Source organism: Rhodococcoides kyotonense (assembly GCF_001645385.1).
Lineage (GTDB): Bacteria > Actinomycetota > Actinomycetes > Mycobacteriales > Mycobacteriaceae > Rhodococcoides > Rhodococcoides kyotonensis_B.
On sequence record NZ_LVHI01000009.1, the window covers coordinates 50,455 to 74,407 of the forward strand.

Genomic DNA, 23,953 nt, shown 5'->3' on the forward strand with positions numbered 1-23,953 from the left:
CGGCGAGCACCGACACCGGCACTCATGGCCCACGCGCCCCTGCGCGACTCACTTCTTCTTCGCGGCCGCCTTCGCTGCCTTCTTGAACTCCCTGACTTCGAGGAGCGATTTCTCGTCCACGACGTCCGCGATCGACCGACGCGACCCGTCGTCGCCGTACGCGCCCGCGGCCGTGCGCCAGCCGTCGGGGGTGACGCCCATCTGCTTGCCGAGAAGCGCCAGGAAGATCCGCGCCTTCTGATCGCCGTAGCCGGGTAGCGCCTTCAGTCGCTTCAGCACCTCGGCGCCGTCGGGATTTTCGCGTCGCCAGATCTCGTCGGGCTTGCCGTCGTAATTCTCCACGATGTACTCCGCCAACCCCTGGATCCGCTTGGCCATCGAACCCGGAAACCTGTGTACTGCAGGAGTTTCCGCGCACACCGCCGCGAACTCGTCGGGATCGGCGGCTGCGATGGAGTCGACCTTCAGATCACCGAGACGGTCGACGAGCTTCTTCGGACCGGCGAAGGCGGACTCCATCGGCACCTGCTGGTCGAGAAGCATGCCGATGAGCAACGCGAACGGATCCTCGGCCAGCAACGCATCGGCTTCGACATCGCCGGTCAGGTGCAACGTGGGAGACATGGCCCCGATCTTCTCACGCAGCGCTAGGTGATCGAGACCATCTGCGTGATGTCGTCGAACGGCAACGGACCGTCGACGACCGCTCGGACGATCGTGTTGTTCAACGTGATCGCGCCGCCGTGGTTGTCGAGGAACGCCGTGTCGGCGGCGTCGCGCCCCGTCGCGATCCGGACCAGCGTCGACCTCGGTGCCAGGCAGGTGGCGTCGACCACCCGCCATGTGCCGTCGACGAACGCTTCGGCGACCGCGTGGAAGTCCATCGGATCACATCCCGGCGCGTAGACCGCGACGAGCCGCGCGGGCACGCCCACCGCGCGCAGCAACGCCACGACGAGATGCGTGTAGTCGCGGCAGACGCCTGCACCCGCCAGCAACGTGTCGACGGCACCGTCGATCGGGTCACTGCTGCCCGGTACGTAGTTCAGGCGGGCACCGACCCACGACGACACTTCGGCGAGAAGCTTCTCCGACGGCTCGTAGTTACCGAATTCCGTTGCGGCGAAGCCGAAGAACTTGTCGGTCTCGGCATAGCGACTGGGTCGGAGGTAGAGCGACAGATCGTAGTCGGACACCGGCGCCGGCTCGGCGTGGCCGAGAACCGTCGCCGAATACGACACCTCGAGCTTCCCGACGCCCGCGCGCAGCGTGTGGATGCGGGTGCCGTGCGCACCTTCGATCTCGCGGACCCGAACGGGAGCGCCGTCGAGCGTGAAGGACAACTCCTCGGTGACGTCGGCGCCGGGGTGCGGCGCGACGGCAATCTGGAACTCGAGAACGCTGGCCTCGGTGACATCCACGTCGAGGTAGGCGGACACGTCACGTTTCATCGTGCCGATCCTGCCACTGCCGACGGAATTCCGCTGTTCAAGCGTCGTCGGGACGAAGTTCACCGGTGACGAGGAAGGTGACTCGCCTGGCCACTTCGACGGTGTGGTCGGAGTACCGCTCGTAGAACCGGCCCAACAAAGTGATGTCGACGGCAGCAGGGACGCCGTGCGGCCACTCGGGCGACGACGTCAGCTCGAACAGGCTGCGGTGCAGATCGTCCATCGCCTCGTCCTTGACGCGAAGCTGTTTCGCCAGGTCGGCATCACGGGTCAGCAACACCTCACGTGCCGCGTCCGCCTGCTCGACGGCGACGCGTCCCATGTCGGCGAACACGGCCTCCACCTCGTCGGGCAGCACGTGAGCCGGGTGGCGCCTGCGCACGAGTTCCGCGATGTGAATCGCGAGCCCACCCATCCGCTGGAGGTCCGCGACAATGTGGATGCCACTGACCATGATTCGAAGGTCGAGGGCCACCGGCGACTGCAACGCGAGCACCGAGAACGCATCCTGTTCCCACTGCGCGGCGAGCACGTCGATCTGTTCTTTGCTGCTGATGGTCGTCTCGGCCAACCCGAGATCCGCCGTCAGGAGAGCCTTCGTCGCCGACGCCATCGCGTCTTCCGCGAGCGTGCACATCTCGGCGAGATCAGCCGAGAGCGCGTCGAGCCGGCTGTTGTAGTTCTCACGCACCGCGGACCACCGTCCTGTGCCCCGAAATCGAATTCATGCCCCATGTCCTCACCGTCGCGCCGCCGATTACGCCCTCTTCTGGACGGAACGATCTGCCTACAGACTGGCACATCATGGTAAGTGCCGGTTGCGCGACGGTGAGTTCGGCGTCAGCAGTTGGTCGGAGCAGGCACGCCGTAGAAGCGGTCCTTCATCCAGTTCTGCGCTTCGCCGAGGCCCAGGATGTCCGGAATCAGATGTCCCGCACCGGATCCCGGAACGATGGCGGGAAGCTGCGCGCTGCTGAGCTGAACCGTCGCGCCCTTGCCGCACCACGCACCGCCGAGTTCGACGGCCTGGCCATGAGGCACGATGTCGTCGGACGTGCCGGACTGGATGAGAACGGGCGCGTTCGGTGTCCGTTCGCCGATCTTGTTCTTGGCCAGGATCTCCTGCGCGACGGGAAGACGGTCGAGCACCACGGACATCGGTTCACCGGTCGTCGTGTACTCCTGGGTCCGATGCAACCCCACGGTCAGAATCGTCTCTCCGACACATTGATTCGCAACGAGGTTCAGCATCGCCTTGCCCGCGTCGTTGATGTTCTCGTCGATGATCGGACGCAGCCCGGGATCCGATTCGAGCAAGCCGTTCAAGGTGTAGCCGATGACGCCGGTGAGAATCGTGCCGTCGACCTGGTCGAGCGTCTGCTTCAGATCCGCCGGGGGTGCACCCGCGTACGTTCCGGCGATCTCGAGTTCGGGAGCATATTCACCGGCCAGTTCCGCTGCAGCCGCCGTCGCGCCACCTCCCTGCGAGTAGCCGTACAGACCGAGGGGTCCGCCACCGGACACCTTGGTGCCCTCGATCTTTCGCGCCGCGCGCGCCGCGTCGAGCACCGCATGAGCCTCGGCCGCCCTGTTGACGTACGTGTGTGCACCGGGAGTACCGAGGCCTTCGTAGTCGGTGATGACGACGCCGTAGCCCTGCGACAACATCGAGTACGCCGCGAGCACCTCGTACTCGACCATGAAGCCGAGCGGCGGCGTGTACGTGATGACGTTGTTGAGCATCTTCGACGGCGCGCACTGATCACCCTGTCCCTGGGTGCCGGGGGCCAGTACGACGAGCGGACGTTCGCCGGGCCCGGTCCAGTTCGCGGCCGGGTCGATGTAGGTGCCCGTCACCACATTGGCATCGCCGTTGGAATCGGTGCTGCGGTACATGATTCGCGTGGCCTCGCCGGGAAGGGTGCCGCCGATACCCGGGACCGACAACGCGAGGTGCGACGGTTCGGTGCGGATCAGGTCACCCGGGGACCCCGCGGGAAGCGGGTTGGGCGGAACGTAGAAATCGGATTCGACGGTCGACCCGGTCGAGGGCGCCGCCGTCGCCATCGGCGTCAACGCCGTGGCGGCGATGACCGCGAGGCCCACAGCCGATCCGAACACCCGTGACACACGCATGCAACAACCCCCGTCGTCTTCGAGACTCCGCTTTCTTACTCAGCGGTAGCAACACTCTCGACGGACCCTACGTGATGGGAGCCACAAATCGGAAGCGTGTGTTTCACCCACCACGACGACTAGTGAGATCTCACAAGACCCACACGGTTCGACGTCGAGCTCCATCCGACGCTTCTCGTGCCACCTGACAATCAGCGCTTGCGACGGTGCAAAGCCGTCTTGGCGACGAGAATTTCCTCGGACGTGAAAGCGCGGCCAGGAAGGTCGCTCGCAGCTCCCGGTTCGGCGCGCAGGCCGTCGAGCACGAGAGTGAAGTATCGCTTCCAATTCGCCGGCTCGACACTGCACGTGAATTCCGATGCTGCCCCGACCATTCCGATCAACGGAAAGAAATCGTTGACCTCGACGTCGGCGCGGAGCTGACCCGACTCGCGTGCCCGTCGGACGATCTTCTCGACGAACGGATCGATCTTCTCGCGCACCTGGGCGATGCCGTGACACCCCTCGTCGGTACCCATGACGACGTCGTTCAGCCCTCGGTCCGCCGAGATCCCCTGACACAGACTCTCGAGGAACATCACAAGACCGTCCCAGGCGTCGTCGGCCTGCAGGGCCTTCTCCGCGTGGGCGAGCATTTCCTCCAGCCGCTGCTCGAAGACGCCGTCGATCAACTCTTCCTTACAGGAGAACCGTCGATAGACAGTGCCGACTCCGACCTTCGCATGGGCCGCCACGTCGTCGAGGGTGATGTCGATACCGCGCGACGCGAACAGTTCGCGCGCCGCATCCACGATGCGTCTGCGGTTGCGCTCCGCGTCGGCGCGCAACGGCTTTCGGCCTGCGCCTGCGCCGGCTGTGTCGGCTCTCACACTCATTCGATGTCCGTTTCACCCGATAAGCGGAGGACAGTCCTCCGCTTAGCTGCTACCTTGTCCAATAACCGGAGGATACACCTCCGCATAGTCGATCAGAGGAAACCATGACCGCACTGTCTTCGGACGACGTCACGTCGTCAGGGCCGGCAACGGAGGAAGTCGCCGATGCCAGAGCCCATCGCAATCGCTGGCTGATTCTGGCCACGCTGGGGCTTGCCCAGCTCATGGTGGTGCTCGACGCCACCGTCGTGAACATCGCGCTTCCCGCCGCCCAGCTCGACCTCGGCTTCGACAACGCGGATCGCTCGTGGGTCGTCACGTCGTACGCTCTCGCCTTCGGCAGTCTGTTGCTGCTCGGCGGTCGCCTCAGTGACTTGTTCGGACGACGCAACACGTTCCTGATCGGGCTCGTCGGATTCGCCGTCATGTCGGCCGTCGGAGGGGCTGCTGTCAACTTCGGCATGCTGGTCGCCGCACGCGCCGGCCAGGGTGTGTTCGGCGCTCTGCTCGCACCCGCCGCTCTGTCGCTGCTCGCGACCACCTTCACCGACGCGAAGGAACGGGCCAAGGCATTCGGCATCTTCGGTGCGATCGCCGGTGGCGGCGGTGCACTCGGCCTGCTGCTCGGCGGTGTGTTGACCGAGTGGGCAAACTGGCGATGGAGCCTCTACATCAACCTCGTGTTCGCCGCGCTGGCCTTCGTCGCCGGTTTCGTCCTGCTGGCGAAGCACAAGTCCGACCACCGTCCTCGCCTCGACATCCCCGGCACGCTGACTGTGTCGGCTGCGCTGTTCGCCATCGTCTACGGCTTCGCCCACGCCGAGTCCGACGGCTGGGGTAACACCGTCACCATCGCGTTCCTGGTGACAGGCGTCGGCCTGCTCGGTGTGTTCTTCAGCATTCAGCAGCGCGTCGCGCACCCGTTGCTGCCGCTGCGCATCATCCTCGACCGCACACGTGCCGGATCGTTCCTCGCAGTGTTCGTCACCGGTGCCGGCATGTTCGCGGTGTTCCTGTTCCTCACCTACTACCTGCAGAACACGCTGGGATTCACCCCGATCACCACCGGCTTCGCGTTCATGCCGATGATCTTCTCGCTCATCGTCACCGCAACGCTGTCGACGGCCATCGTGCTGCCGCGCTTCGGTCCGCGCGTCCTGATGACGACCGGCCTGTTCGTCGCCGCGCTCGGCATGGGACTGCTGACGCAGATCGACGTCGACTCCAGCTACGTGACGCACATCCTGCCCGGCTTGATCGTCATGGGTCTCGGCCTGGGCGCGACGATGGCTCCGGCGATGCAGGGTGCGATCTCGGGCGTCGACCCCGACGACTCGGGTGTCGCGTCGGCGACGGTCAACACGATGCAGCAGGTCGGCGGTTCGATCGGTACCGCTCTGCTGAGCACCATCGCAGCCAGCGCGGCGACCGCATACGTCACCGACAACATGGCAACCGCGACGGATCCGCTCGCGCTGCAGGCACACGCGGAGATCGCCAGCTACACCACGACGTTCTGGTGGGCCACCGGCATTTTCCTGCTCGGCGCGGTCATCTCGGCGATCGTCGTCAAGCCGGGCCTGCTACCCGCCGCGCCCGAGGGTGCGGTCGTCGTAGGCCACTGACCGGCCCGTGAGTGCGAATACGTAGCGGGCTATGTATTCGCACTCACGAGGTGTGCAGCAGCTTCTCGGCCGCAGCCAACAGAACACAGGTCGCGACGCCGTCCATGGCCTTCTCGAGTTCGTCCAACGACGGGAAACTCGGGGCGAGACGGATGTTGCGGTCCTCGGGATCCTTCTTGTACGGGAACGCGGAGCCGGCCGCGGTCAACGCGATACCGGCGTCCTTCGCCAGTGCGATCGCCCGAGCAGCCGTTCCTTCCAGCACGTCGAGCGAGATGAAGTACCCGCCCTTCGGCTCGGTCCAGGACGCGATCTTCGACGCACCGAGACGGTCCTCGAGAATCCGAAGAACGAGCGCGAACTTCGGCGCCAGGATGTCGCGATGCTTGGCCATGTGCGCCTTGACGCCCTCGGCGTCACCGAAGAAGCGCAGATGGCGCAGCTGATTCAGCTTGTCCGGTCCGATGCTCTTGATGCCGAGATACTTCTGGTACCAGGCGAGGTTCTCGTCGGAGCTGCCGAAGAAGCTGACGCCTGCCCCGGCGAACGTGATCTTCGACGTCGACGCGAACACGAACGGCCGATTCGGGTTGCCGGCGTCCGCTGCCCAGCCGAGGACGTCGTACGCAGGCGCGAATTCTTCCGCGATCGGGTGGACGGCGTACGCGTTGTCCCAGAACAACCGAAAGTCGGGTGCGGCCGTCGGCATCGACGCCAGCGTCCGGACGACTTCCTCGGAGTAGACCGCACCGGTCGGGTTGGCGTAGTTCGGAACGACCCACATGCCCTTGATCTGCGGGTCCGACGCGACCAGCCGTGAGATCTCGGCGACGTCCGGGCCGTCGTGCAGCATCGGAATCGGAATCATGTCGATGCCGAGCGATTCGGTGATCGCGAAATGGCGGTCGTAGCCCGGAGCCGGGCACAGGAACCGGATGTTCGGCTCGGCGGACCAGGGCCGCGGCGAATCGGGAAGACCGTGCAGCAGGGACCACACGACGAGGTCCTGCATGATTTCCAAGCTGGCGTTGTTGCCGGCCAGGAGGTTCCCGACGGGAATGTTCAGCAGTTCACCGAAGATCGCACGCAGCTCGGGCAGTCCGGTGAGGCCGCCGTAGTTGCGGCAGTCGGTTCCGTTGCCGTCACGAAAGTCGTCTCCGGGAAGCGTCAGCAATTCCGCGGACAGATCCAGCTGCTCGGGCGACGGCTTCCCGCGTGTCAGATCCAGGACGAGCTTCTCTGCCTTCAGCTGCTCGTACCTGGCGCTCTGCCGGTCGTGCTCGGAAACGAGCTCCTCATGGTTCATCAACCCGTACTGGGTCTGCGCTGACATGCGGAGCGGCCTTTCGCAGAAGCTGGTCCTCGAACAAAGGGGACCCCGCGCACCCGGCAGAGCCCGTTGACCCTTGCTGCCTTCCGGCCCTGGGGGAGTTCACAGGATGCGCGCCGCGCGGGATCCACCAGAGAGTGTAGCTGTCCCCGTCGCGGGGACACATCACCGCCCCGATTTGGGATCTGGAGGGGGTGACCCGGTATGCTTCCCCACGGAGGATTCGCCTAGTGGCCTATGGCGCTCGCCTGGAACGCGGGTTGGGTTAACGCCCTCAGGGGTTCAAATCCCCTATCCTCCGCCAACGGGCAAAGCCCCCTTGCATCACGCAAGGGGGCTTTTCTCGTCTTCAGCTGTTCGCCAGCATCACCACTCCGAGTGGGCCGCTTCCGATGCACACCTCACCGGTGGTCGATGCCGTCACCGCACTTCCGGCGCCGGTCAGCCGCACGTACACGGTGTTCAACCCGCTTCGCAGCGGCACCGACACCGCGTCCCCGGTATCAAGTTCGAGGTCGACGACGCTGTCACCGTCGGAGAAATAGTTGAGCTGTACCGTCCAGTCCCAGTTCGGAACTGCCGCGTCGAGCGGCATCCGGGTCCGGTCCCCGACGCGGTAGCCGCACCCCGCTTCCGGACCCTGAGTGATGCTGCGCGACGGGCTCACGACGGCGGGCACGACGTGACCGGAGTCGTCGAGGTACTGCAGCACGGGCGTCGACGACGCGAAGTTCGGGTCGAGACTGCCGAAGATCCTCGCAGCGGAGTTCTCGGGATACGCCAGTGGCGTCAGCACCCACGGTGACACGGCCTGGTCCAGCAAAGGAATGTCTCGATGGTCCGCGAGCGAGTGCTTCGCGGTGGCCAGGTAGTCGCCTGCGGGATCGTCCTGCCACGTCGACACGAAGGTGTACGACGACACGAGACTGCTGATCACGAAAACTGCGGCGCCGACGATCCATCCGCGGTGCACCGGCCCGCCGGCTCGCGACCTGAGCATCAACGCGGCGCCGACGGTGATGACGACGGAACTGTCGGCGACGTATCTAAGTGTCTGCGCCAGTTCGTTCGCGGTGTCGGGGCCGGAGCGCGACAGCACCATCACCGCGACGGACACGGCGACATAACCCACCACGGCCGCCCAGACCGACCAATGACGTCGAAGCGAAAAGACCACTGCGACAACGACTGCCACCCACGCCGCCACGACGAGCACGAGCGGCGGCGACGCCCACGGCCCCGCGGGTGGCCAGCGCTCCCACATCCAGGGCCCACCCACCAGTGTCGGCACCAATCCGAGCGATGTTCCGTGATGCACGAGTTCGGCTGTCGTTCGCCACCCGTGGAACGCGAGGCCGGCCCGGACGACGATCAGAAACAGAACGGCCCACACGGCCACGACGACACCGCACGAACACCACAGCGGTGCAGCACGTTTCCACGCCGCCCTGACTCCGAACACGAACGCGACGACACCGAACGCGAACAGCGGCACCACGACCGACTTCTCGAAGAACAGCAGCGATACGGCCGTGACGACCGCGCCCGTCACCACATATCGCCGACGCCTCGTCCTCACGTAGTCGAGCGCGTCACCTGCGACCCAGGCCAGCGCGAACTGCAGAGGGAGCGCGTTGAGCGCCGCGGCCCACCACGCGAACGACGGTAGCGTCAGCGGGGAGAACAGGTAGAACGTCAACGGCAACAACAGAATAGGAGTATCACCGAGGATCTTGCGCAGCAATCGAAGAACCGCGTACGACGCGGCCGCCTGCATGATCAGCGTCGTCGCGGCGGGCAGGAACCAGTCGAGCGGAGCGATTCTCGCCTGCAGGCCGGCGACGACGAATGCCGCAGGCATGAAGTGTCCGTCGTGGTCGTACAGCAGCAGGTCCGTCGAGAAGAGAGAGAAGGCGCTCCCGCGTCCGGTCAGGATCAGGTCGTCCCAGTAAAAATTCCCCGACGCCACCACGTACGCCCGGACGACCAGTTGAGCGGCGATCAGCACCAGCGCGATCGTCACCACCCGGTGCGTCGTCGTACGGACGGGCGCCTCGCGCGCCGCCGTGCTCACGGTCATGGTGGCCCTCCCCCGCCGGACAGTACGACGCCCGAGCGTAGACGACGAGCCGTTCTCGAACCCGATCACTCGATGTCGGGAATTTCCAATCCGTCGGCAACCTCGATGTCGGAGAATCGGCACCATGACTTCCACCGAAACGGTTGCCGACCGCTACCGTCGCCTCGCCGACATCCTCACCCGCCGCATCGACGCCGTGCCGTCGGAGAAGTGGGACACGCCGTCGACCTGCGAGGGGTGGACGGTCCGCGACGTCGTCCAGCACATCGTCGACACCGAGAAGGGTGCGCTCGAACCCGTCGGCCTGTCCATTGCCGACGGCCCGTCCGCCGCCGACGATCCCGTCGCGGCCTGGGTTCACACGCGTGACGCCATGCAGGAGATTCTCGACGACCCGTCCCGCGCGAACCGAGAGTACGAGGGCCACTTCGGCAAGACCGACCTCGCGTCGTCGATCGGGTCGTTCTACAGCTTCGACCTGATCGTGCATGCGTGGGACATCGCGCATTCCGTCGGCGTCGAGGACTCCATCGCCGACGAGGATCTCGATTTCGTCGAGGCGTTCATCGCGCAGATGGGCGACAACATCCGTATGGACGGGGTGTGCGGGCCTGCTGTGGACGTGCCGGAGTCGGCCGATCGACAGACGAAGGTGCTCGGGCAGCTCGGTCGCGACGTGCGCTGACGCACCCGTGCGTGCGTGGTTGCCCTATGGTCCGACCATGCACGCACGGGCGCGGAGCGCATTACCGCGCCGACCACCCACCATCCATCGTGTAGGACGCACCGGTGACCATGCCTGCGTCCTCGGACGCCAGCCACCCGACGAGCGATCCGACCTCCGCAGGTTCGACGAGCCGCTTGATCGCGCTCTCGGTCAACATGACCTTCTCGAGCACCTCGTCCTCGGCGATTCCGTGCGCTGCCGCCTGGTCCGCGATCTGCTTCTCCACCAACGGGGTTCGCACGTAACCGGGGTTCACGCAGTTGCTCGTGACGCCGTGCGCACCGCCCTCGAGTGCCGTCACCTTCGACATGCCTTCGAGTGCATGCTTGGCGGTGACGTAGGCGACCTTGTACTCCGATGCCCGCAAACCGTGCACCGACGAGACGTTCACGATACGACCGAACTCGCGAGAGTACATGCCGGGCAACGCAGCTCGAATCAGCAGGAACGGCGCCTCCACCATCAGCGTCTGAATCCCCCGGAACGCAGCGGGGTCGAACTCGACGATGGGAGCGACGGTTTGGATTCCCGCGTTGTTGACGAGGATGTCGACGTCGAGCTTCAGGGTCTCGAGCGCGGCGACGTCGAGCAGATCGACGGTCCACGCGTCGCCCTGCAGTTCCGACGCCAACTCCTTCGCAGCGACCTCGTCGACGTCGGCGATCGTGACTTTTGCACCGCGCGTTGCCAATTCACGCGCACACGCGGCGCCGATCCCGGACGCACCACCCGTGACGAGGGCGGTGCGACCGGTCAAGTCAATCACTTCAGACCCGCCTTGGAAAGCTCCGCCTCCGTCGCGAGGTTCTTCGCGTCGGCGATGTCGATGGACTCGAGAGCGAGGCCCTTCGTCTCGCGAGCCGCGATGACGGCGACGAGCGTCACGGCACAGGCCGCGGCGAGGTACCACGCGATCGGGACACCGGAGCCGAAGCGGTCCAGCAGCGCGACGGCGATGATCGGCGCGAGCGAGCCGGCGACGATCGACGTGACCTGGTAGCCGAGCGACACACCGGAGTAGCGCATACGCGTCGGGAACATCTCTGCCATGATCGCCGGCTGCGTCGCGTACATGAAGGCGTGGAACACGAGACCGATGATGATCGCCAACATGATCACGGCGTTGTGGCCGCTGTTGAACATCGGGAAGGCGAAGAAGCCCCATGTGCCCGCGGTGACGGCGCCGATCAGGTAGACCGGTCGACGGCCGATGCGGTCGGCGAGCTTGCCCACCAGCGGGATGACGCAGAAGTGCACGGCGTGCGCTGCGAGCATCCACCACAGGATGGTCTGAGTGTCTGTGCCGACCTCGACCTTGAGGTACGTGATGGTGAACGTGACGACGAGGTAGTACATGACGTTCTCACCGAAGCGCAGGCCCATGGCGGTGAAGACGCCACGCGGGTAGCGCTTGAGGACCTCGAAGACACCGTACGACGCGGCCTTGATGACCTCGGCCTGCTTCTGCGCCTCGACGAAGATCGGGGCGTCGGTGACCTTGGTACGGATGTAGTAGCCGACGAACACGATCACGGCGGAGAGCCAGAAGGCGACACGCCAGCCCCAGCTCAGGAACGCATCCTCGGACAGGACGGTCGTCAGGATCAGCAACACGACGGTCGCGAGGAGGTTACCGGCGGGCACACCCGCCTGCGGCCAGCTGGCCCAGAAGCCGCGGCTCTTGTTGGGGCTGTGTTCTGCGACGAGCAGAACCGCGCCTCCCCATTCGCCACCGACGGCGAAGCCCTGGATGAAGCGCAGCGTGACGAGCAGCGCTGGAGCCCAGTACCCGATCTGGTCGAACGTCGGCAGGCAGCCCATCAGGAACGTCGCGCCGCCGACGAGCACGAGGCTGAACTGCAGCAGCTTCTTACGTCCGTACTTGTCACCGAAGTGGCCGAACACGATGCCGCCGAGCGGGCGTGCGACGAAGCCGACGGCGTAGGTGACGAACGCGGCGAGGATGGCGTCGAGCTCGCTCGTTCCCGCGGCGAAGAAGATCTTCGAGAACACCAGTGTCGCGGCGGTTCCGTAGAGGAAGAACTCGTACCACTCGACGATGGTGCCTGCCATCGACGCGCCGACGACCTTTTTGAGGCCGCTCGGGGTGGCGTCCGGGTCCTTCCCGGACGGGTCTATGCGTTCTTCGACGCTCATTGCAACTCCTCATGTGAGACGGCATGCGAGGAAGCGGCAATTGTGACCGCTCCCACACATACTGGGTACGGCTGAGTATCGATGCAGAAAGTTGCGCCCGCAATGACCAAGCGTGCAACTGCGATCTGCAAGAATGCACATGTGCCACTCGGTCATCCCGATCACGGTCGGCTGCCCAGCGCGGACGACCTTCTGATCCTTCTCGCAGTCGGCCGGACCGGCAGATACAACACCGCAGCCGACGATCTGGGCGTCAACCACACCACCATCTCGAGGCGAATCGCCGCGCTGGAGGCGACGCTCGGAGGTCGCGTCCTGACCAAGTCGGGCAGCGGGTGGGAGCTCACCGCACGCGGCAGGGACGCGCTGGCCGCCGCCGAGAACATCGAGGCCGCAGTACGGTCCCTGATCGGACCCGACGACGAAGCGGAAGGCGTCGTCCGAATCTCCGCCACCGACGGGTTCAGCGCTTACGTCATCGCACCTGCAGTCGCGCAGGTGAGGCGTCGGCACCCGGGCATTGCCGTCGAGATCGTTGCGACCACGCGCCGGGCGTCGCAGCAGCGGTCGGGCATGGACGTCGAAATCGTCGTCGGCAAACCGCAGGTGCATCGCGCCGAGGCGATCAAACTCAGCGACTACCACCTCGGCCTGTACGCCTCACGCTCCTACCTGCACGAACACGGAGAACCGACCACTGTCGCCGATCTGCAGGCCCATCCGCTCGTCTACTTCATCGACTCGATGCTGCAGGTCGACGACCTGGACATCGCAGCTGGCTTCGCACCACTGATGCGCGAGTCCGTGACGTCGACCAACGTGTTCGTGCACGTCGAAGCCACCCGCGCCCACGCAGGCATCGGACTGCTGCCGTGCTTCATGGCCGACCGTCACGACGACCTGGTCCGCCTCCTGCCCGACGACGTCTCGATCCGACTCGACTACTGGCTGGTCTCCCGCGCCGAAACGTTGCGACGCCCCGAGGTGGCGCGTCTCGTCGACGCCCTCCGCACGTGCGTCACAGAACAACGGGATGCGCTTCTCGGCAAACGGTGAATCACTCGGGCTGGCACGACGGACACCACCACGTTCGACGACGGGCCGGGTCTCCCGAGACCTCGGCCACCACCTTCACGACGGTTCCGCAGCGCAGGCACGGTTTGCCCGCCCGCCCGGCGACCCAGTGCTGCCGACCGCGACGGGTGTCCCCGGTGGTGACCTGCATGGCTCCCCGAACGGTCGCCGAATGCGTCATCGCGCGATGCAACAGCGCAACCAGTGATGGCGCGTCGACCTCTCCCGCCGGTCGCCACGGCCACAGACCCCTGAGGAAGCACAGTTCGTTGGCCCAGAGATTGCCCGGACCGGCCACGACCCGCTGATCGAGCAGCGCGGAGATGATCGGCGTCCGGCCTTGCGCGACGATGTTGGTCGCGGCGAGGGTGGCGTCGAAGTCGGGGCGCAACGGATCCGGTCCGAGATGGGCGACGAGCTGGTCCATGTCACGGGTGGTGCCGTAGTCCACGACCGGCAGTGTCAGACCGTACGCGGTGGGACCGTCACGAACCCCCAGTTCGACGCGTACATCCGGCCGGACCCGGGCGGGCAGGTATCTGCCGGGACGTGTCACGGTCCACGAGCCGGTCATCAACAGGTGCGTGTGCAGCGTCGAACCGTCGTCGAAGTCGGTCAAGAGGTGCTTGCCGTGGGTCCGATGCCCCAGCACGGTTCGACCTGCCAAGTTCTCGGTCGCGTGCTTCGGGACGTTCAGCCGTCCTCTGCGTAACTGCGTGCCGTCGAGTGCCGCGCGCAGTCTGATCGCGAGACGGTAGACGGTGTCGCCTTCGGGCACGTCAGAACGCGTATCGGACGGTGAGCCAGGGCGTTTTCCGACCGATGAGGTCGGTCAGCTCGGCGACGGCCCGCGCTTTGACGGCATTGCGGTAGCGCACGTTCATACCGCCGCTCTGCGACCGCTTGGGCTGTTGGATTTCCGGCGTCCACAACACGCGTTCGGCGCGAGGATGCCAGCCGAGGTTGGTCTCGTGCAGGCCTTCGTTGTGGGTCAGCATGATGACCTCGACGGCAGCTTGCCGTTTGAAGGCGTCGCCGGTGGCGTCGTCGAGCAGGCCCAGGAGTTCGCTCCACCGGTCCTGCCATCCATCGGAGATGACGACGGGTGAGAAGTTGAGGTGCACTTCGTAGCCGGCGTCGACGAAGTCGTCTATCGCCGCGAGCCGTTCGTCGATCGACGACGTTCGGATGTCCAGCAACCGGGCCTCGGGTTTGGGCATGAGCGAGAACCGGATTCGTGTACCGCCGCGCGGATTCAGTTCGAGCAGTTCACGGTTGACGTACTTCGTCGCGAACGACGCCTTCGCGCCGTCCCACCCCGCGAAGGCATTGATCAGGTCGGCGACGTTGTCGCTGACGGTGGCGTCGACACTGCAGTCGCTGTTCTCGCCGATGTCGTACACCCAGTCGACCGGATCGCATTGATTGGCTTCGGGTTTGGGGCCCTGCCGCCGAATGTGACGACCGAGGTAGCCGACGATCTGGTCGATGTTGGTGAACACGGTGATGGGATTGGCGTACCCCTTACGCCGGGGAACGTAGCAATACGCGCACGCCATGGCGCATCCGTTCGCCGTGGACGGCCCGATCCAGTCGGCCGATCTGCCGTTCGGCCTGGCCGAGAGCGACTTCTTGACGCCCAGGACCAGATCCTCGGTCTTCACGCGCACCCAGCGGTCGATGTTGCCCTCGTTGCCGTGCAGCTCCGGAATCTGCCAATGCGACGCGACCTCGATGACCTCGGCGTCGGGAAACCGGGCGAGGACTTGCTGACCGCGCAGATCGGCGATGGCGTCGGGCTCGGCCCAGATGCGTTGGACCTGCAGCAAGGGTGCGTGAGGTCGTGGCGTCTCGATGGGCATCACTCGTGTCTATCAGGCCCCACCGACAATCAGTGGGTCAGCAGTTCGTCGACGAGGAGATCCTCGGCGTCGAGAGCCTGGAAGATCATCTTCACCGGTCGCGTCGTCGCCATGACCCGCAGGCGGCCGTCAGCACGTGCCGCGGCAGCGATGACGGCGTTGGCCGCACCCGAGTACATGAACGCCACCGCCGACAGATCCACGTCGACGACCACGCCGGGACGTACGAACCGGTCCAGCGTGGCCACCAGCTCGGAACGCGACGACATGTCCAGCTCGCCTGAAGCCCGGACCACCGCGTACTCGGCGGAGTACAACTCGACTTCGATTGTGTACGAGTACTTCTCACGGATGGATTCGATCACCGTGTCCAGATTCGACGACATTCCCGGGCCTTTCGTTGCTCCGACACAGAGAACTCTGTCAGCGCGAGATCTCCGATCAGCCGACGCATCCATCACGGATAGGACTCCATGAGATCACGGTTCGATAACGCAGCACGGGCGCCATCGGGGGTCCTACAACACCCCCGCTCGGTTAACAGGTGCGGGCGTTGTGAACGAGCGGAGCGGTTGTGAAAGTCGAATGTCCCCCGAACCCGTCACCGAGGCTTGAACCGTCTGCGTTCGGCTTCCGAAGTCCCGCCCCATACGCCGTGCCGCTCGGTGGCATCGAATGCGTGAGTCCTGCAGCATGTGGCGACTGGGCACTCTCTGCATATGGACTTTGCCATAGCTTCTCGCCTCAGCCGATCTCCCAGATTTTCGCCGTCCGGTCCGTAGAACAAGTACGCGAACCCACGGCATCGAGCACGCGCCCACCAGTGCCGTTCCACGACACTCCTTCCGAGACACCGCTGCCGCGGAGAGTCGCTCTCCGCGGCAGTGAACCAGAACCATTCGTCAGTCCGTGGTGGTGATGACCTTCCCGCGTGTCTCCGGCACAAGGAGGCACCCGAGCATTCCGACAATTGCGCCGGCCACACCGAAACCCATTGCCTTGTGGACGTTTCCGCCTGCCAACATGAGGGCGAACAGAGGGAACAGGCCCGAGCCGATCCCTCGGGCCACGTAATACGTTGCGCCGGAGCCGAATGCCCGGTAGCGGGTGGGATAGAACTCGGAAATCCAGGTTCCGATGACGCCGAATCCTGCGTAGCCGATTGCGGTACCCGCCAATGCAACCGTCGCGGCGGAAACGATCGTGCCAGACCCCGTCGCCGTTTCCGTATCCGAGCCGACCCACAGAAACAGGCCGAAGCCGACGACGCCGACTGCGCATGACCAGAACGTCGAACCACGACGCCCGATCTTGTCGGAGAGCGCACCGAACGTGATGTACGACGCGATGCCGAGGATCGTTCCAATGGTGAGCACCAACGTCGCCCAGCCGAGAGACAACCCCGCGTATTCACGTAGATAGGTCGGCCCGAACGTGATGTAACAGTAACTGGCAGCGAAGATTCCGGTCGTCGCGAGCGTCAGGAAGATCCCACCGACGATTGTGCGTCGACGCTCCTGCGGATCCATCGGTTCGCGGTCGGGCTTTTCGACCTCCGAATGGGCCACGACATCACGAGCGGCTCGCCACACTCTCGACTCCGGCAGCATCTTGAATGCAACAAGCCCCACGACGACACTCATGGCGCCGATGATGACGAACCCGATTCGCCAGCCCGATTCCGAACCGAGTGTCGTGATGGTCGAGAACAAAATCGCCTGCGTGATCAACGTTCCGCAGATGAACATGCCCTGCAGGACGCTGCCCATCAGACCGCGGTTCTTGGCCTTCCATGTCTCCGTGAACATCGCGAAGATGACACCGAAGGCACCGCCCATAGCGACGCCGGCGAGAATTCTTGTGACGGTGAACAGTTCGAAGTTCGTCAGGAACGCACCGAGAACTGCGAGGATTCCGTAGATCGATGTGAACGCCACGTACGTCGGGCGTCTGCCCCACCGATCTGCGATCCAGCCGAACACGAAGCCACCGGCGATCGAGGCGATGCTCTGCATCGTGATCACGCCGACGACGGCCTGGGTCGACACGGAGAACGAATCGGACAGGTCGCGCAGTGGGTAGCTCAACAGGTTGAGCTCCATGCTCTCGATGAGGGCACCGATGATCGCGAACGTCAGCACCACTTTTCGTTCACGCGGCGTATACGCGTTCTCGGCGTTGAGTTGCTTCGCTCCGACGGCGGTTCGGGCTGCATCGGGCGCGGTCATCGCGCACTCGCATGTTCGACCGGCCGCGCGGCGGGAACACCTGGAGCGGTGAACTTGTTCGTCATCGTTCCGATGCCCGAGATCTCGCTGGTGACGACGTCACCGTCGGCAAGATACCGCTGCGGCGTCCGACCGAGGCCGACGCCTGCCGGTGTACCCGTGAAGATCAGGTCACCGGGAAACAGCGTGACTTTCCTCGAGATGTAATCGATGAGTTGCGCGATCGAGAACACGAGATCCGACGACGTGCCATCCTGCATCAGTTCATCGCCGACCCAGCACTTGAGGGTCAGCGCGTCGGGGTCGTCGAACTCGTCGGGTGTGACGAGGACCGGGCCGATGGGAGCGAAGTTCGCGAACGACTTACCGAAGCTGAATTGAGCTGTGGCGCCATGCAACTGGACGTCCCGGTCGGACACGTCCTGCCCGATCGTGAGGCCGGCAACGTGGTCCCACGCATCGGCGGCAGGAACCTCGACGCACTCCCTGCCGATGACGACCACGAGCTCGACCTCCCAGTCGACACTCGGACCGGACAGTTCGATCTCCGTGTTCGGACCAGCTATGGCCGACGGGAACTTCGTGAACAGCAGCGGCACCGTCGGCAACGGCGACCCGGCTTCACGAGCATGGTCCACGTAGTTGAGCCCGACTCCGAAGATCTGACGGGGCCGCGGATTCACAGGTCCGACCGACGCGTTGCCCGTGGGATTCGTTGACCGTGCGTCGGGCGTTCGACTCCAAGCGATGAACTCGTCCCACCGGTCGTAAATTGCCTCGATACGGTGGTCGAAGCGCCCTGCGCTGGCGTCGGCGACATCGACGGCGCCGTTTCCGGTCAGGAGCGTCAGCCGGCCGTCATGATTTGCGATACGCATGTTTCTTCAGTCCTGTTCTGTGCTGACGGAACGGGGGGCGGCCTGTTCGCTGACCAACCGGTATGTCGACCAACGAACTGTTGCGCCGGTTCCCTCCACCGCCGTACGGAGAGTATGCACAGTAGGCGGCTGTACCGACCCGTGCTGGTCGACGATCAGGAATATCGTGCCGGGCGCGTCGTCGGTGAGACCCGGACTACCTGCAGCTCTTCCTTCTGCCGTGTTGTTCTTCGCAGACGCGGCGACCGCGTCTGTCTCGTACACCGCGACGCCTTCCGCAGATCCGTCGACGACGGCCGATGCGGCGATCTCGCAGATGCGACGGCTAAGTGCGGTTCGGTCTCGACCGTCGCACGTGATGCGGCCGAGAAGAACCTGACCGGTCCGTCCGATTCCGTTGCGATAACGCAAATTTCCGACGGTACGCTCGTTCTCACGGAAGAGCCCGACTGCCTGCGTGGTGCGAACAGTCGGCGAATCGAGAGCGGCGAGGTACTCCTCGCTGGTCAACACGTCCACCGAGTCGGTCACGTAGATCGAGAAGTATTCGACGAGATCGTTCCCGCGATCGGGGTGTTCGACGAACCGCCGCGCATTCCTGAATCCGGTGACCGACAATCGTTCCGGGAAATGTTCCCGCGAGTACCAATCGTCGAACTCGGAAACGTCGTCGCGATCGACGGCGATGACGTTCATCAGCGCGCCTTCCGCTACGGCAGTATCGACCGTGCCGTCGGCAACGCTCGGCGCGAACGTTGTCATCAGAACTGGCCCTGACGCTGTTGGAACTTGGTGGGCTTGCCGAGGAGAGCCCCGCCCTCGGCGACCCACGCTGCGACCGAGTCGATCATCGTGGACAGTGTCGTGGACGGAAAACCGAACTCGGACTGTATCGACGAACCGTCCATGACGTAGGACGTCCCGGTCTCGGAGCCGGTGAAACGTGGTTCCTTGCCGAGGATTTCACCGAACCTGTGCGCGAGCCAACGAATCGAGACGATCTCGGGCCCGGTGATATTGAGTCGACGCGGCGGCGAACTCGCCAACGTGAGCGAGCGGATGGCGTAGTCCGCGACGTCTCGCTGCCAGATGACGCTCGCGTGACCCATCTCCAGTGGAATCTCGGTCCCGTCCTTGACCGCCTGCGCGATCTCCTGCAGGACGCCGTACCGCGTCTCGATCGAATAGCCCAGCCGGAAGATCAGCAATGGCGTACCGAATTTCAGTGAGTGATGCTCGAATACGCGTTCGCGACCGACGCACGAGGCGGCGTACTCACCGATGGGCCCGACCGGGTCCGATTCACGGGAGCCACCGGTGGCGACGTCGGCAAGCGGATAGGCGACGAGCGTCGAGAATGCGACGATTCGACTGTCGCGGTAGCGGTTTGCGACACGCCCTGGCAGGTACGAATTCATGGCCCACGTGAACGACTCGTTGCCGGTGGTGCCGAACTTGTTGCCTGCCATGAAGATGACATTCGACGCGTCCGGCAGCGCCGACAGCTGGTCGTCGTCCGTCAAATCTGCGGCGACGCACTCGACTCCGTTGTTCTCGAGGAATTCGCGACTGTGCGGATCGCTGAAGCGTGCTACGCCGTAGATTCGCTTGTCTATTCCTGCAGCCTCCGCGGCACGCTTGGCCATGACGGCGACACTGGGTCCGACTTTGCCTCCCACCCCCAAGACGACGATGTCGCCGTCGATCGATGGCATCGCCTCGATCAGCCCCCGGGTCGGTTCGGCAAGTGCGTTCTCGATCGCATCGACGCCGTCGTACGACGCAGTCTGCTGGGGCGTGTCCTGCACGATGCTCACATCATGTCCTCTCGTTGTGACCTACGCCATACATCGTGATACACATTCGAGCGATGCAAAACCAGGCCATTCCCTAGCGATGCCAGCAGAATACTGTGTGATTCCCACAGTATGCTGTACGAATGGCCACCACGGAACGATCTGTCGACGACCTGGTCGACGAGGCCGTCCAGCTCATCTGGAACACCTATCGCGGCTACACGAGCAACGTGTTCGATCGGGTCGAGCTCGACCACTTCGTTCGAATGAATGTCGTCGTGGTCCTCGACTGCGTGCGACGACGTACGCCTCTGCGCCCGGACGAATTGGTGCACGCGCGTGAGTTGGGCGAGCAACGCGCACACCAAGGAGTGCCGCTGGAGTCGGTCATCCAGGCGTTCCGGTCCACAGAACGCGTCATGTTGCTGCACGTGCTGCGCACGCACCGGGACGGCTCGAGCGACACTCCTACGGAACTCGCGCTGTCATGTTTCGATGCTCTTACGAACGCGATGATCGACGCGTATCGCGAGGCGTCGTCGGCCATCGATGCCGTCAGTCGACGCGCAGAAACCGAATTGGCGACTGCTCTGACCAACGGGTGGGAGCTCGATCCCGCGGAGGCGGAACGCTGGACAGGCGTGCTGGGTGTCGATCAGGGTAGAGCACACACCTGCGTGGTGTTCACACTGTCGAAGCATTCCGAACCCCTTCTCGCGCAACGATTTCGGCGTCGTATGGTAACGAAACTGAGTGCTGCCCGAATCGAGCCCGTCCTCTGCTGGGAAGGCGACGGAAGTTTGATCGCTTTCGCTCCCGTCGACTCCGATTCGACATCCCGGTTCGACGCGTGCCTGACGACACTGCTCAACGACCCGAGCGGCGACTGCACCGGAATCTTCGTAGGGGATACGGCGCCCACGCTACGGGCCGGCCATCGCTCCTATCTTCAGGCGCGCGCCGTGCAGGACGTGGCATCACGGAAGCAAATGACCGGAAAGATGTTGCTTTACAACGATGTTCTGCTGGACGTATTGCTCGGCCATGACGTCCCGGCACGGGAGCGATTCGTCGCCGACAGACTCGGACCGATCGAGGACGCGACTCACCTGCTCGAGACGATAGCCGCACTGGCGAACTGCAACATGTCGCAGGCGAGAGCAGCCAAGCAGATGTACGTGCACGTCAACACCGTTGCGCTGCGCGCCAGAAAGATCCACGAATTGACCGGCCGCAATCCGCTCGTCTTCACCGATCTCGTCGAACTGTACCTCGCGACACGGTGAAACTACCCCACACTCCCCGTCGACGGATCGGTCATTTCCTCGGTCTTGGAACGCAATTCGTCGATGAGAGCCTTGACCGCCGGGCGACGCGTGGCGTCGGGGCGCGTGACGAGCCAGTAGTCTGGGCCATGAATGTCGGTAGGAGGCCGAGCCCCGCTCCCGCTTTCGTGGCCTGGACGTGCGCGAAGACGTTGGTGGACGTCACCGCGTCGCGCATCTCGGGAACGTAGCGCCGGCCCACGTCGAGTTCGTCGACCTGCAGCATCGACGGGATGAAGTAGACGAGGCCGTGCCGGGTCACTTCGTCGAGGGTGCGCGGCGTGCCCATGCGCTGGAGGTAGTCGACGGATCCGTACAGGCCGAGCGTGTACGCACCCAGCCGCGAGGCGTCGGCACGCAGGACCTTGGGTTCGCCGACGACGATTTCGATGTCCAGGCCGGACCGTTGCAGCGCAGCCCTTCTCGTCGCCGAGACGATCTCGACGGTCAACTCCGGATGCTTCACGCGTAGACGCGCCGCCGACGGCGCCGCGATGTAAGCGGTGAACGCGTCGGTCGCAGACATGCGCACGACGTCGCGAAGCACCGGCTCTGCGCCGGGTTCCTTCTGCAACTCGGCGAGCACGGCGTGCAACTTCTCGGCCGCCGCCAGCGCTCGGTGCCCCAACGCGGTCAGCTCCCAGCCGTCGGTCGCTCGAACCAGCACACGGCCGCCGAGCGAGACCTCGACCGCCTTGATGCGTCGGGAAATGGTGGTGTGGTTGAGCCCCAGCGTCTCGGCCGCACGCGTGAACCTGCCCGTGCGAGCCACTTCCATCAGCACCAACAGGTCGTCTGCACTGGTCGTCGACACACTGCATATTTTCGCACACCAATTCTGCCCAACTGGTCATTGCATGTCTGTTCACGCAGATCCAAGCTGGTGAGCACCAGCGAACGAGGAGACAAGGATGCGTACCTTCACCGAGGTCTGGAACGCCGCCGTGCGTGACCACCCCGACAACACGTTCCTCGTCTTCCGCGGCGACGACGGCAGGGTGACGGAGTGGAACTACCGCGACTTCGACGCCATCGTCGCCCGCGTGGCCGGGACCCTGGTCGAGTCCGGAGTTGAGCCGGGTTCGACGATTCATCTTGCACTGAGGAATTCCCCCGCCTTCATCGCCCTGTGGTTGGCGGCGGCTCGAATCGACGCGACGATGGTCCCCGTCGATCCGGCATCGGCTGCGCGGGACATCGCGAACCAGGTATCACGTGTGCGCCCCGTCGTCGGCGTCTGCGCCACAACACGTTCCGACGTCTATCGCGCCGGTGCGGACGAGTCGATTCCTGTCGTCTTCGACCTCGCCGAGGACGCGACCGACGTCTCCGGCGGCTCGCCGTTGCTCGGTGATGCCGTTCCTTCGGCCGCCCCGACTCCGGACCGGACGCTTGCCGTCATGTTCACCTCCGGCACCACCTCGACGCCGAAAGGCGTTGTGTTGACGCAAGCCTGCTACGCGAACGTCGCACAGCGCATGGCCGAGGCGTCGACACTCCAGGCCGGGCACCGCTGGTACGTGACGCTTCCGCTGTTCCACGCGAACGCCCAGTACTACTGCTTCGCTCCCGCGATTCACGTCGGCGCGAGCGTGGCTCTGACGCAGTCGTTCTCGGCATCTAAATGGGTCGATGTCGCCGCGGAACTGAACGTCACGCATGCCAGCCTCTTCGCTGCGCCGATTCGAATGATCCTGGCGCGCAACGACTCGCACCGGGCTCTGGGCCTGACGCATGTCTGGTTCGCACAGAGCCTCGGGGCCGAGCACTACGACGACTTCGCAACCCTGGTCGGAACGCGTCCCCGTCAGCTCTACGGAATGACGGAGACCGTCGCGATAGTCTGCTGCGACAGCGCCGAGAAACCGACACACGACGTCATCGGCCTGCCGATCCCCGGCCGGGAGGTGAGGATCGACGCAGAAGACGGTCAGCCCGGGCAACTGTCGGTCCGAGGCACGCCCGGCGTCGACTTGTTCGCGGGCTACCTCGACGACGAGGCGACGACGAACAAGTCCTTCCGCACCGAAGGCGACGAAACATGGTTCGCGACGGGCGATCTCGTCCGATCGGAAGACGGAGTTCTCCGCTTCGTCGGACGGGTCGACGACGTCATCAAGGTGGCGGGCGAGAACGTCAGCCTCACCGAGGTCGAAGCAGCCGTCGCACAAGCACCGGGCGTACTCGAGGCCGCCGTCGTCGCGAAGGACGATCCGATCAGGGACAAGGTTCCGGTGGCCTACGTCGTCCCGAAGGATGCGGCGCACGCACCGGAACTGTGCGACCTCGATCAGTGGGCCACGAAGAACCTTGCACCGGCGGCACGTCCCCGTGCGTGGCACATCATCGCCGAGCTTCCCAGAACGAGTGTCGGCAAAGTTCGACGCTTCCGCATCGCAGAGTAGAGGA

At 64.6% G+C, this 23,953-nt stretch carries 22 protein-coding genes, 1 tRNA gene, 1 other RNA gene and 1 pseudogene; 6 read left to right on the plus strand and 19 right to left on the minus strand.

What is annotated here, in order from left to right:
• Window positions 1-48: 48 nt before the first annotated feature.
• The 5 genes from A3K89_RS06820 to A3K89_RS06840 form a co-directional block, all read right to left on the minus strand.
• Window positions 49-624 carry an HhH-GPD-type base excision DNA repair protein gene (locus A3K89_RS06820; protein ID WP_068423560.1) on the minus strand — a complete coding sequence of 192 codons (576 nt, stop codon included), beginning with the start codon at window positions 622-624 and terminating at the stop codon, window positions 49-51.
• Window positions 625-647: 23 nt separating this feature from the next.
• On the minus strand, window positions 648-1,451 hold the full coding sequence (locus A3K89_RS06825; protein WP_068423662.1) for a transglutaminase-like domain-containing protein: 804 nt from the start codon (window positions 1,449-1,451) through the stop codon (window positions 648-650).
• Between the two features lie 37 nt (window positions 1,452-1,488).
• Window positions 1,489-2,142, minus strand: coding sequence for a phosphate signaling complex protein PhoU (gene phoU, locus A3K89_RS06830; RefSeq protein ID WP_068423561.1), 654 nt, complete (start codon window positions 2,140-2,142; stop codon window positions 1,489-1,491).
• Window positions 2,143-2,291: 149 nt separating this feature from the next.
• Window positions 2,292-3,587: a lipase family protein gene (locus tag A3K89_RS06835; protein WP_254303459.1), complete on the minus strand. Its 1,296-nt coding sequence runs from the start codon at window positions 3,585-3,587 to the stop codon at window positions 2,292-2,294.
• 191 nt (window positions 3,588-3,778) lie between these two features.
• Window positions 3,779-4,462, minus strand: a complete 684-nt coding sequence (locus A3K89_RS06840) for a TetR/AcrR family transcriptional regulator (protein WP_068423562.1) — start codon at window positions 4,460-4,462, stop codon at window positions 3,779-3,781.
• Window positions 4,463-4,566: 104 nt separating this feature from the next.
• Here A3K89_RS06840 and A3K89_RS06845 point away from each other — a divergent pair, with 104 nt between their 5' ends.
• The gene (locus A3K89_RS06845) at window positions 4,567-6,087 is read left to right on the plus strand and encodes an MFS transporter (protein WP_068423565.1); all 1,521 of its coding nucleotides are present in this window, start codon (window positions 4,567-4,569) and stop codon (window positions 6,085-6,087) included.
• A 43-nt stretch (window positions 6,088-6,130) separates the two neighbouring features.
• On the opposite strand, the gene A3K89_RS06850 is transcribed toward A3K89_RS06845, so the two are convergent.
• Window positions 6,131-7,420 (minus strand): aminotransferase class I/II-fold pyridoxal phosphate-dependent enzyme, encoded by a 1,290-nt coding sequence (locus A3K89_RS06850; protein WP_068423566.1) that lies wholly within the window; start codon window positions 7,418-7,420, stop codon window positions 6,131-6,133.
• A gap of 34 nt (window positions 7,421-7,454) precedes the next feature.
• Window positions 7,455-7,549, minus strand: an RNA gene (gene ffs, locus A3K89_RS06855) — signal recognition particle sRNA small type.
• Window positions 7,550-7,633: 84 nt separating this feature from the next.
• Between ffs and A3K89_RS06860 the strand changes: the two genes are divergently transcribed.
• Window positions 7,634-7,721, plus strand: a tRNA-Ser gene (locus A3K89_RS06860).
• Between the two features lie 45 nt (window positions 7,722-7,766).
• Here the strand turns inward: A3K89_RS06860 and A3K89_RS06865 are convergent.
• Entirely contained in the window at window positions 7,767-9,497 is a 1,731-nt protein-coding gene (locus A3K89_RS06865) for a hypothetical protein (protein ID WP_068423568.1), read from the minus strand.
• Between the two features lie 124 nt (window positions 9,498-9,621).
• Here A3K89_RS06865 and A3K89_RS06870 point away from each other — a divergent pair, with 124 nt between their 5' ends.
• On the plus strand, window positions 9,622-10,182 hold the full coding sequence (locus A3K89_RS06870) for a TIGR03086 family metal-binding protein (protein ID WP_068423571.1): 561 nt from the start codon (window positions 9,622-9,624) through the stop codon (window positions 10,180-10,182).
• A gap of 61 nt (window positions 10,183-10,243) precedes the next feature.
• Here A3K89_RS06870 and A3K89_RS06875 read toward each other — a convergent pair whose 3' ends face one another.
• Together A3K89_RS06875 and A3K89_RS06880 are read right to left on the minus strand one after the other, a co-directional pair.
• Window positions 10,244-10,990, minus strand: a complete 747-nt coding sequence (locus tag A3K89_RS06875; RefSeq protein ID WP_068423572.1) for a 3-hydroxybutyrate dehydrogenase — start codon at window positions 10,988-10,990, stop codon at window positions 10,244-10,246.
• Window positions 10,987-12,381: an MFS transporter gene (locus A3K89_RS06880; RefSeq protein WP_068423573.1), complete on the minus strand. Its 1,395-nt coding sequence runs from the start codon at window positions 12,379-12,381 to the stop codon at window positions 10,987-10,989. The genes A3K89_RS06875 and A3K89_RS06880 overlap by 4 nt, the downstream gene beginning before the upstream one ends.
• Before the next feature lie 102 nt (window positions 12,382-12,483).
• Between A3K89_RS06880 and A3K89_RS06885 the strand changes: the two genes are divergently transcribed.
• Entirely contained in the window at window positions 12,484-13,437 is a 954-nt protein-coding gene (locus A3K89_RS06885) for a LysR family transcriptional regulator (RefSeq protein ID WP_114330393.1), read from the plus strand.
• A 1-nt stretch (window position 13,438) separates the two neighbouring features.
• On the opposite strand, the gene A3K89_RS06890 is transcribed toward A3K89_RS06885, so the two are convergent.
• From A3K89_RS06890 to A3K89_RS06920, 8 genes are all read right to left on the minus strand, one after another.
• A complete protein-coding gene (locus A3K89_RS06890) occupies window positions 13,439-14,233 on the minus strand; it encodes a DNA-formamidopyrimidine glycosylase family protein (protein WP_068423579.1) in 795 nt (264 codons plus the stop codon).
• 1 nt (window position 14,234) lies between these two features.
• A complete protein-coding gene (locus tag A3K89_RS06895; protein ID WP_068423581.1) occupies window positions 14,235-15,317 on the minus strand; it encodes a spore photoproduct lyase family protein in 1,083 nt (360 codons plus the stop codon).
• A 29-nt stretch (window positions 15,318-15,346) separates the two neighbouring features.
• Complete coding sequence (locus A3K89_RS06900; RefSeq protein ID WP_068423582.1) at window positions 15,347-15,703, minus strand: STAS domain-containing protein; 357 nt, start codon at window positions 15,701-15,703, stop codon at window positions 15,347-15,349.
• A gap of 215 nt (window positions 15,704-15,918) precedes the next feature.
• A complete protein-coding gene (locus A3K89_RS26685) occupies window positions 15,919-16,302 on the minus strand; it encodes a WhiB family transcriptional regulator (protein WP_367946701.1) in 384 nt (127 codons plus the stop codon).
• Window positions 16,220-17,545, minus strand: coding sequence for an MFS transporter (locus tag A3K89_RS06905; protein ID WP_084423634.1), 1,326 nt, complete (start codon window positions 17,543-17,545; stop codon window positions 16,220-16,222). Before A3K89_RS06905 ends, A3K89_RS26685 begins: the two co-directional genes overlap by 83 nt.
• Entirely contained in the window at window positions 17,542-18,423 is an 882-nt protein-coding gene (locus A3K89_RS06910) for a fumarylacetoacetate hydrolase family protein (protein ID WP_068423584.1), read from the minus strand. Before A3K89_RS06910 ends, A3K89_RS06905 begins: the two co-directional genes overlap by 4 nt.
• Before the next feature lie 6 nt (window positions 18,424-18,429).
• Complete coding sequence (locus A3K89_RS06915) at window positions 18,430-19,185, minus strand: hypothetical protein (RefSeq protein WP_068423587.1); 756 nt, start codon at window positions 19,183-19,185, stop codon at window positions 18,430-18,432.
• The gene (locus A3K89_RS06920) at window positions 19,185-20,240 is read right to left on the minus strand and encodes an NAD-dependent epimerase/dehydratase family protein (RefSeq protein WP_206031217.1); all 1,056 of its coding nucleotides are present in this window, start codon (window positions 20,238-20,240) and stop codon (window positions 19,185-19,187) included. The genes A3K89_RS06915 and A3K89_RS06920 overlap by 1 nt, the downstream gene beginning before the upstream one ends.
• A 122-nt stretch (window positions 20,241-20,362) precedes the next feature.
• On the opposite strand from A3K89_RS06920, the gene A3K89_RS06925 reads away from it, so the two are divergent.
• On the plus strand, window positions 20,363-21,505 hold the full coding sequence (locus tag A3K89_RS06925; protein ID WP_068423588.1) for a PucR family transcriptional regulator: 1,143 nt from the start codon (window positions 20,363-20,365) through the stop codon (window positions 21,503-21,505).
• Window positions 21,506-21,507: 2 nt separating this feature from the next.
• Here the strand turns inward: A3K89_RS06925 and A3K89_RS06930 are convergent.
• Window positions 21,508-22,322, minus strand: a pseudogene (locus tag A3K89_RS06930) (LysR family transcriptional regulator).
• 133 nt (window positions 22,323-22,455) lie between these two features.
• Between A3K89_RS06930 and A3K89_RS06935 the strand changes: the two are divergent.
• Window positions 22,456-23,949 carry a class I adenylate-forming enzyme family protein gene (locus tag A3K89_RS06935; protein ID WP_068423589.1) on the plus strand — a complete coding sequence of 498 codons (1,494 nt, stop codon included), beginning with the start codon at window positions 22,456-22,458 and terminating at the stop codon, window positions 23,947-23,949.
• The last annotated feature ends 4 nt before the right edge of the window (window positions 23,950-23,953 follow it).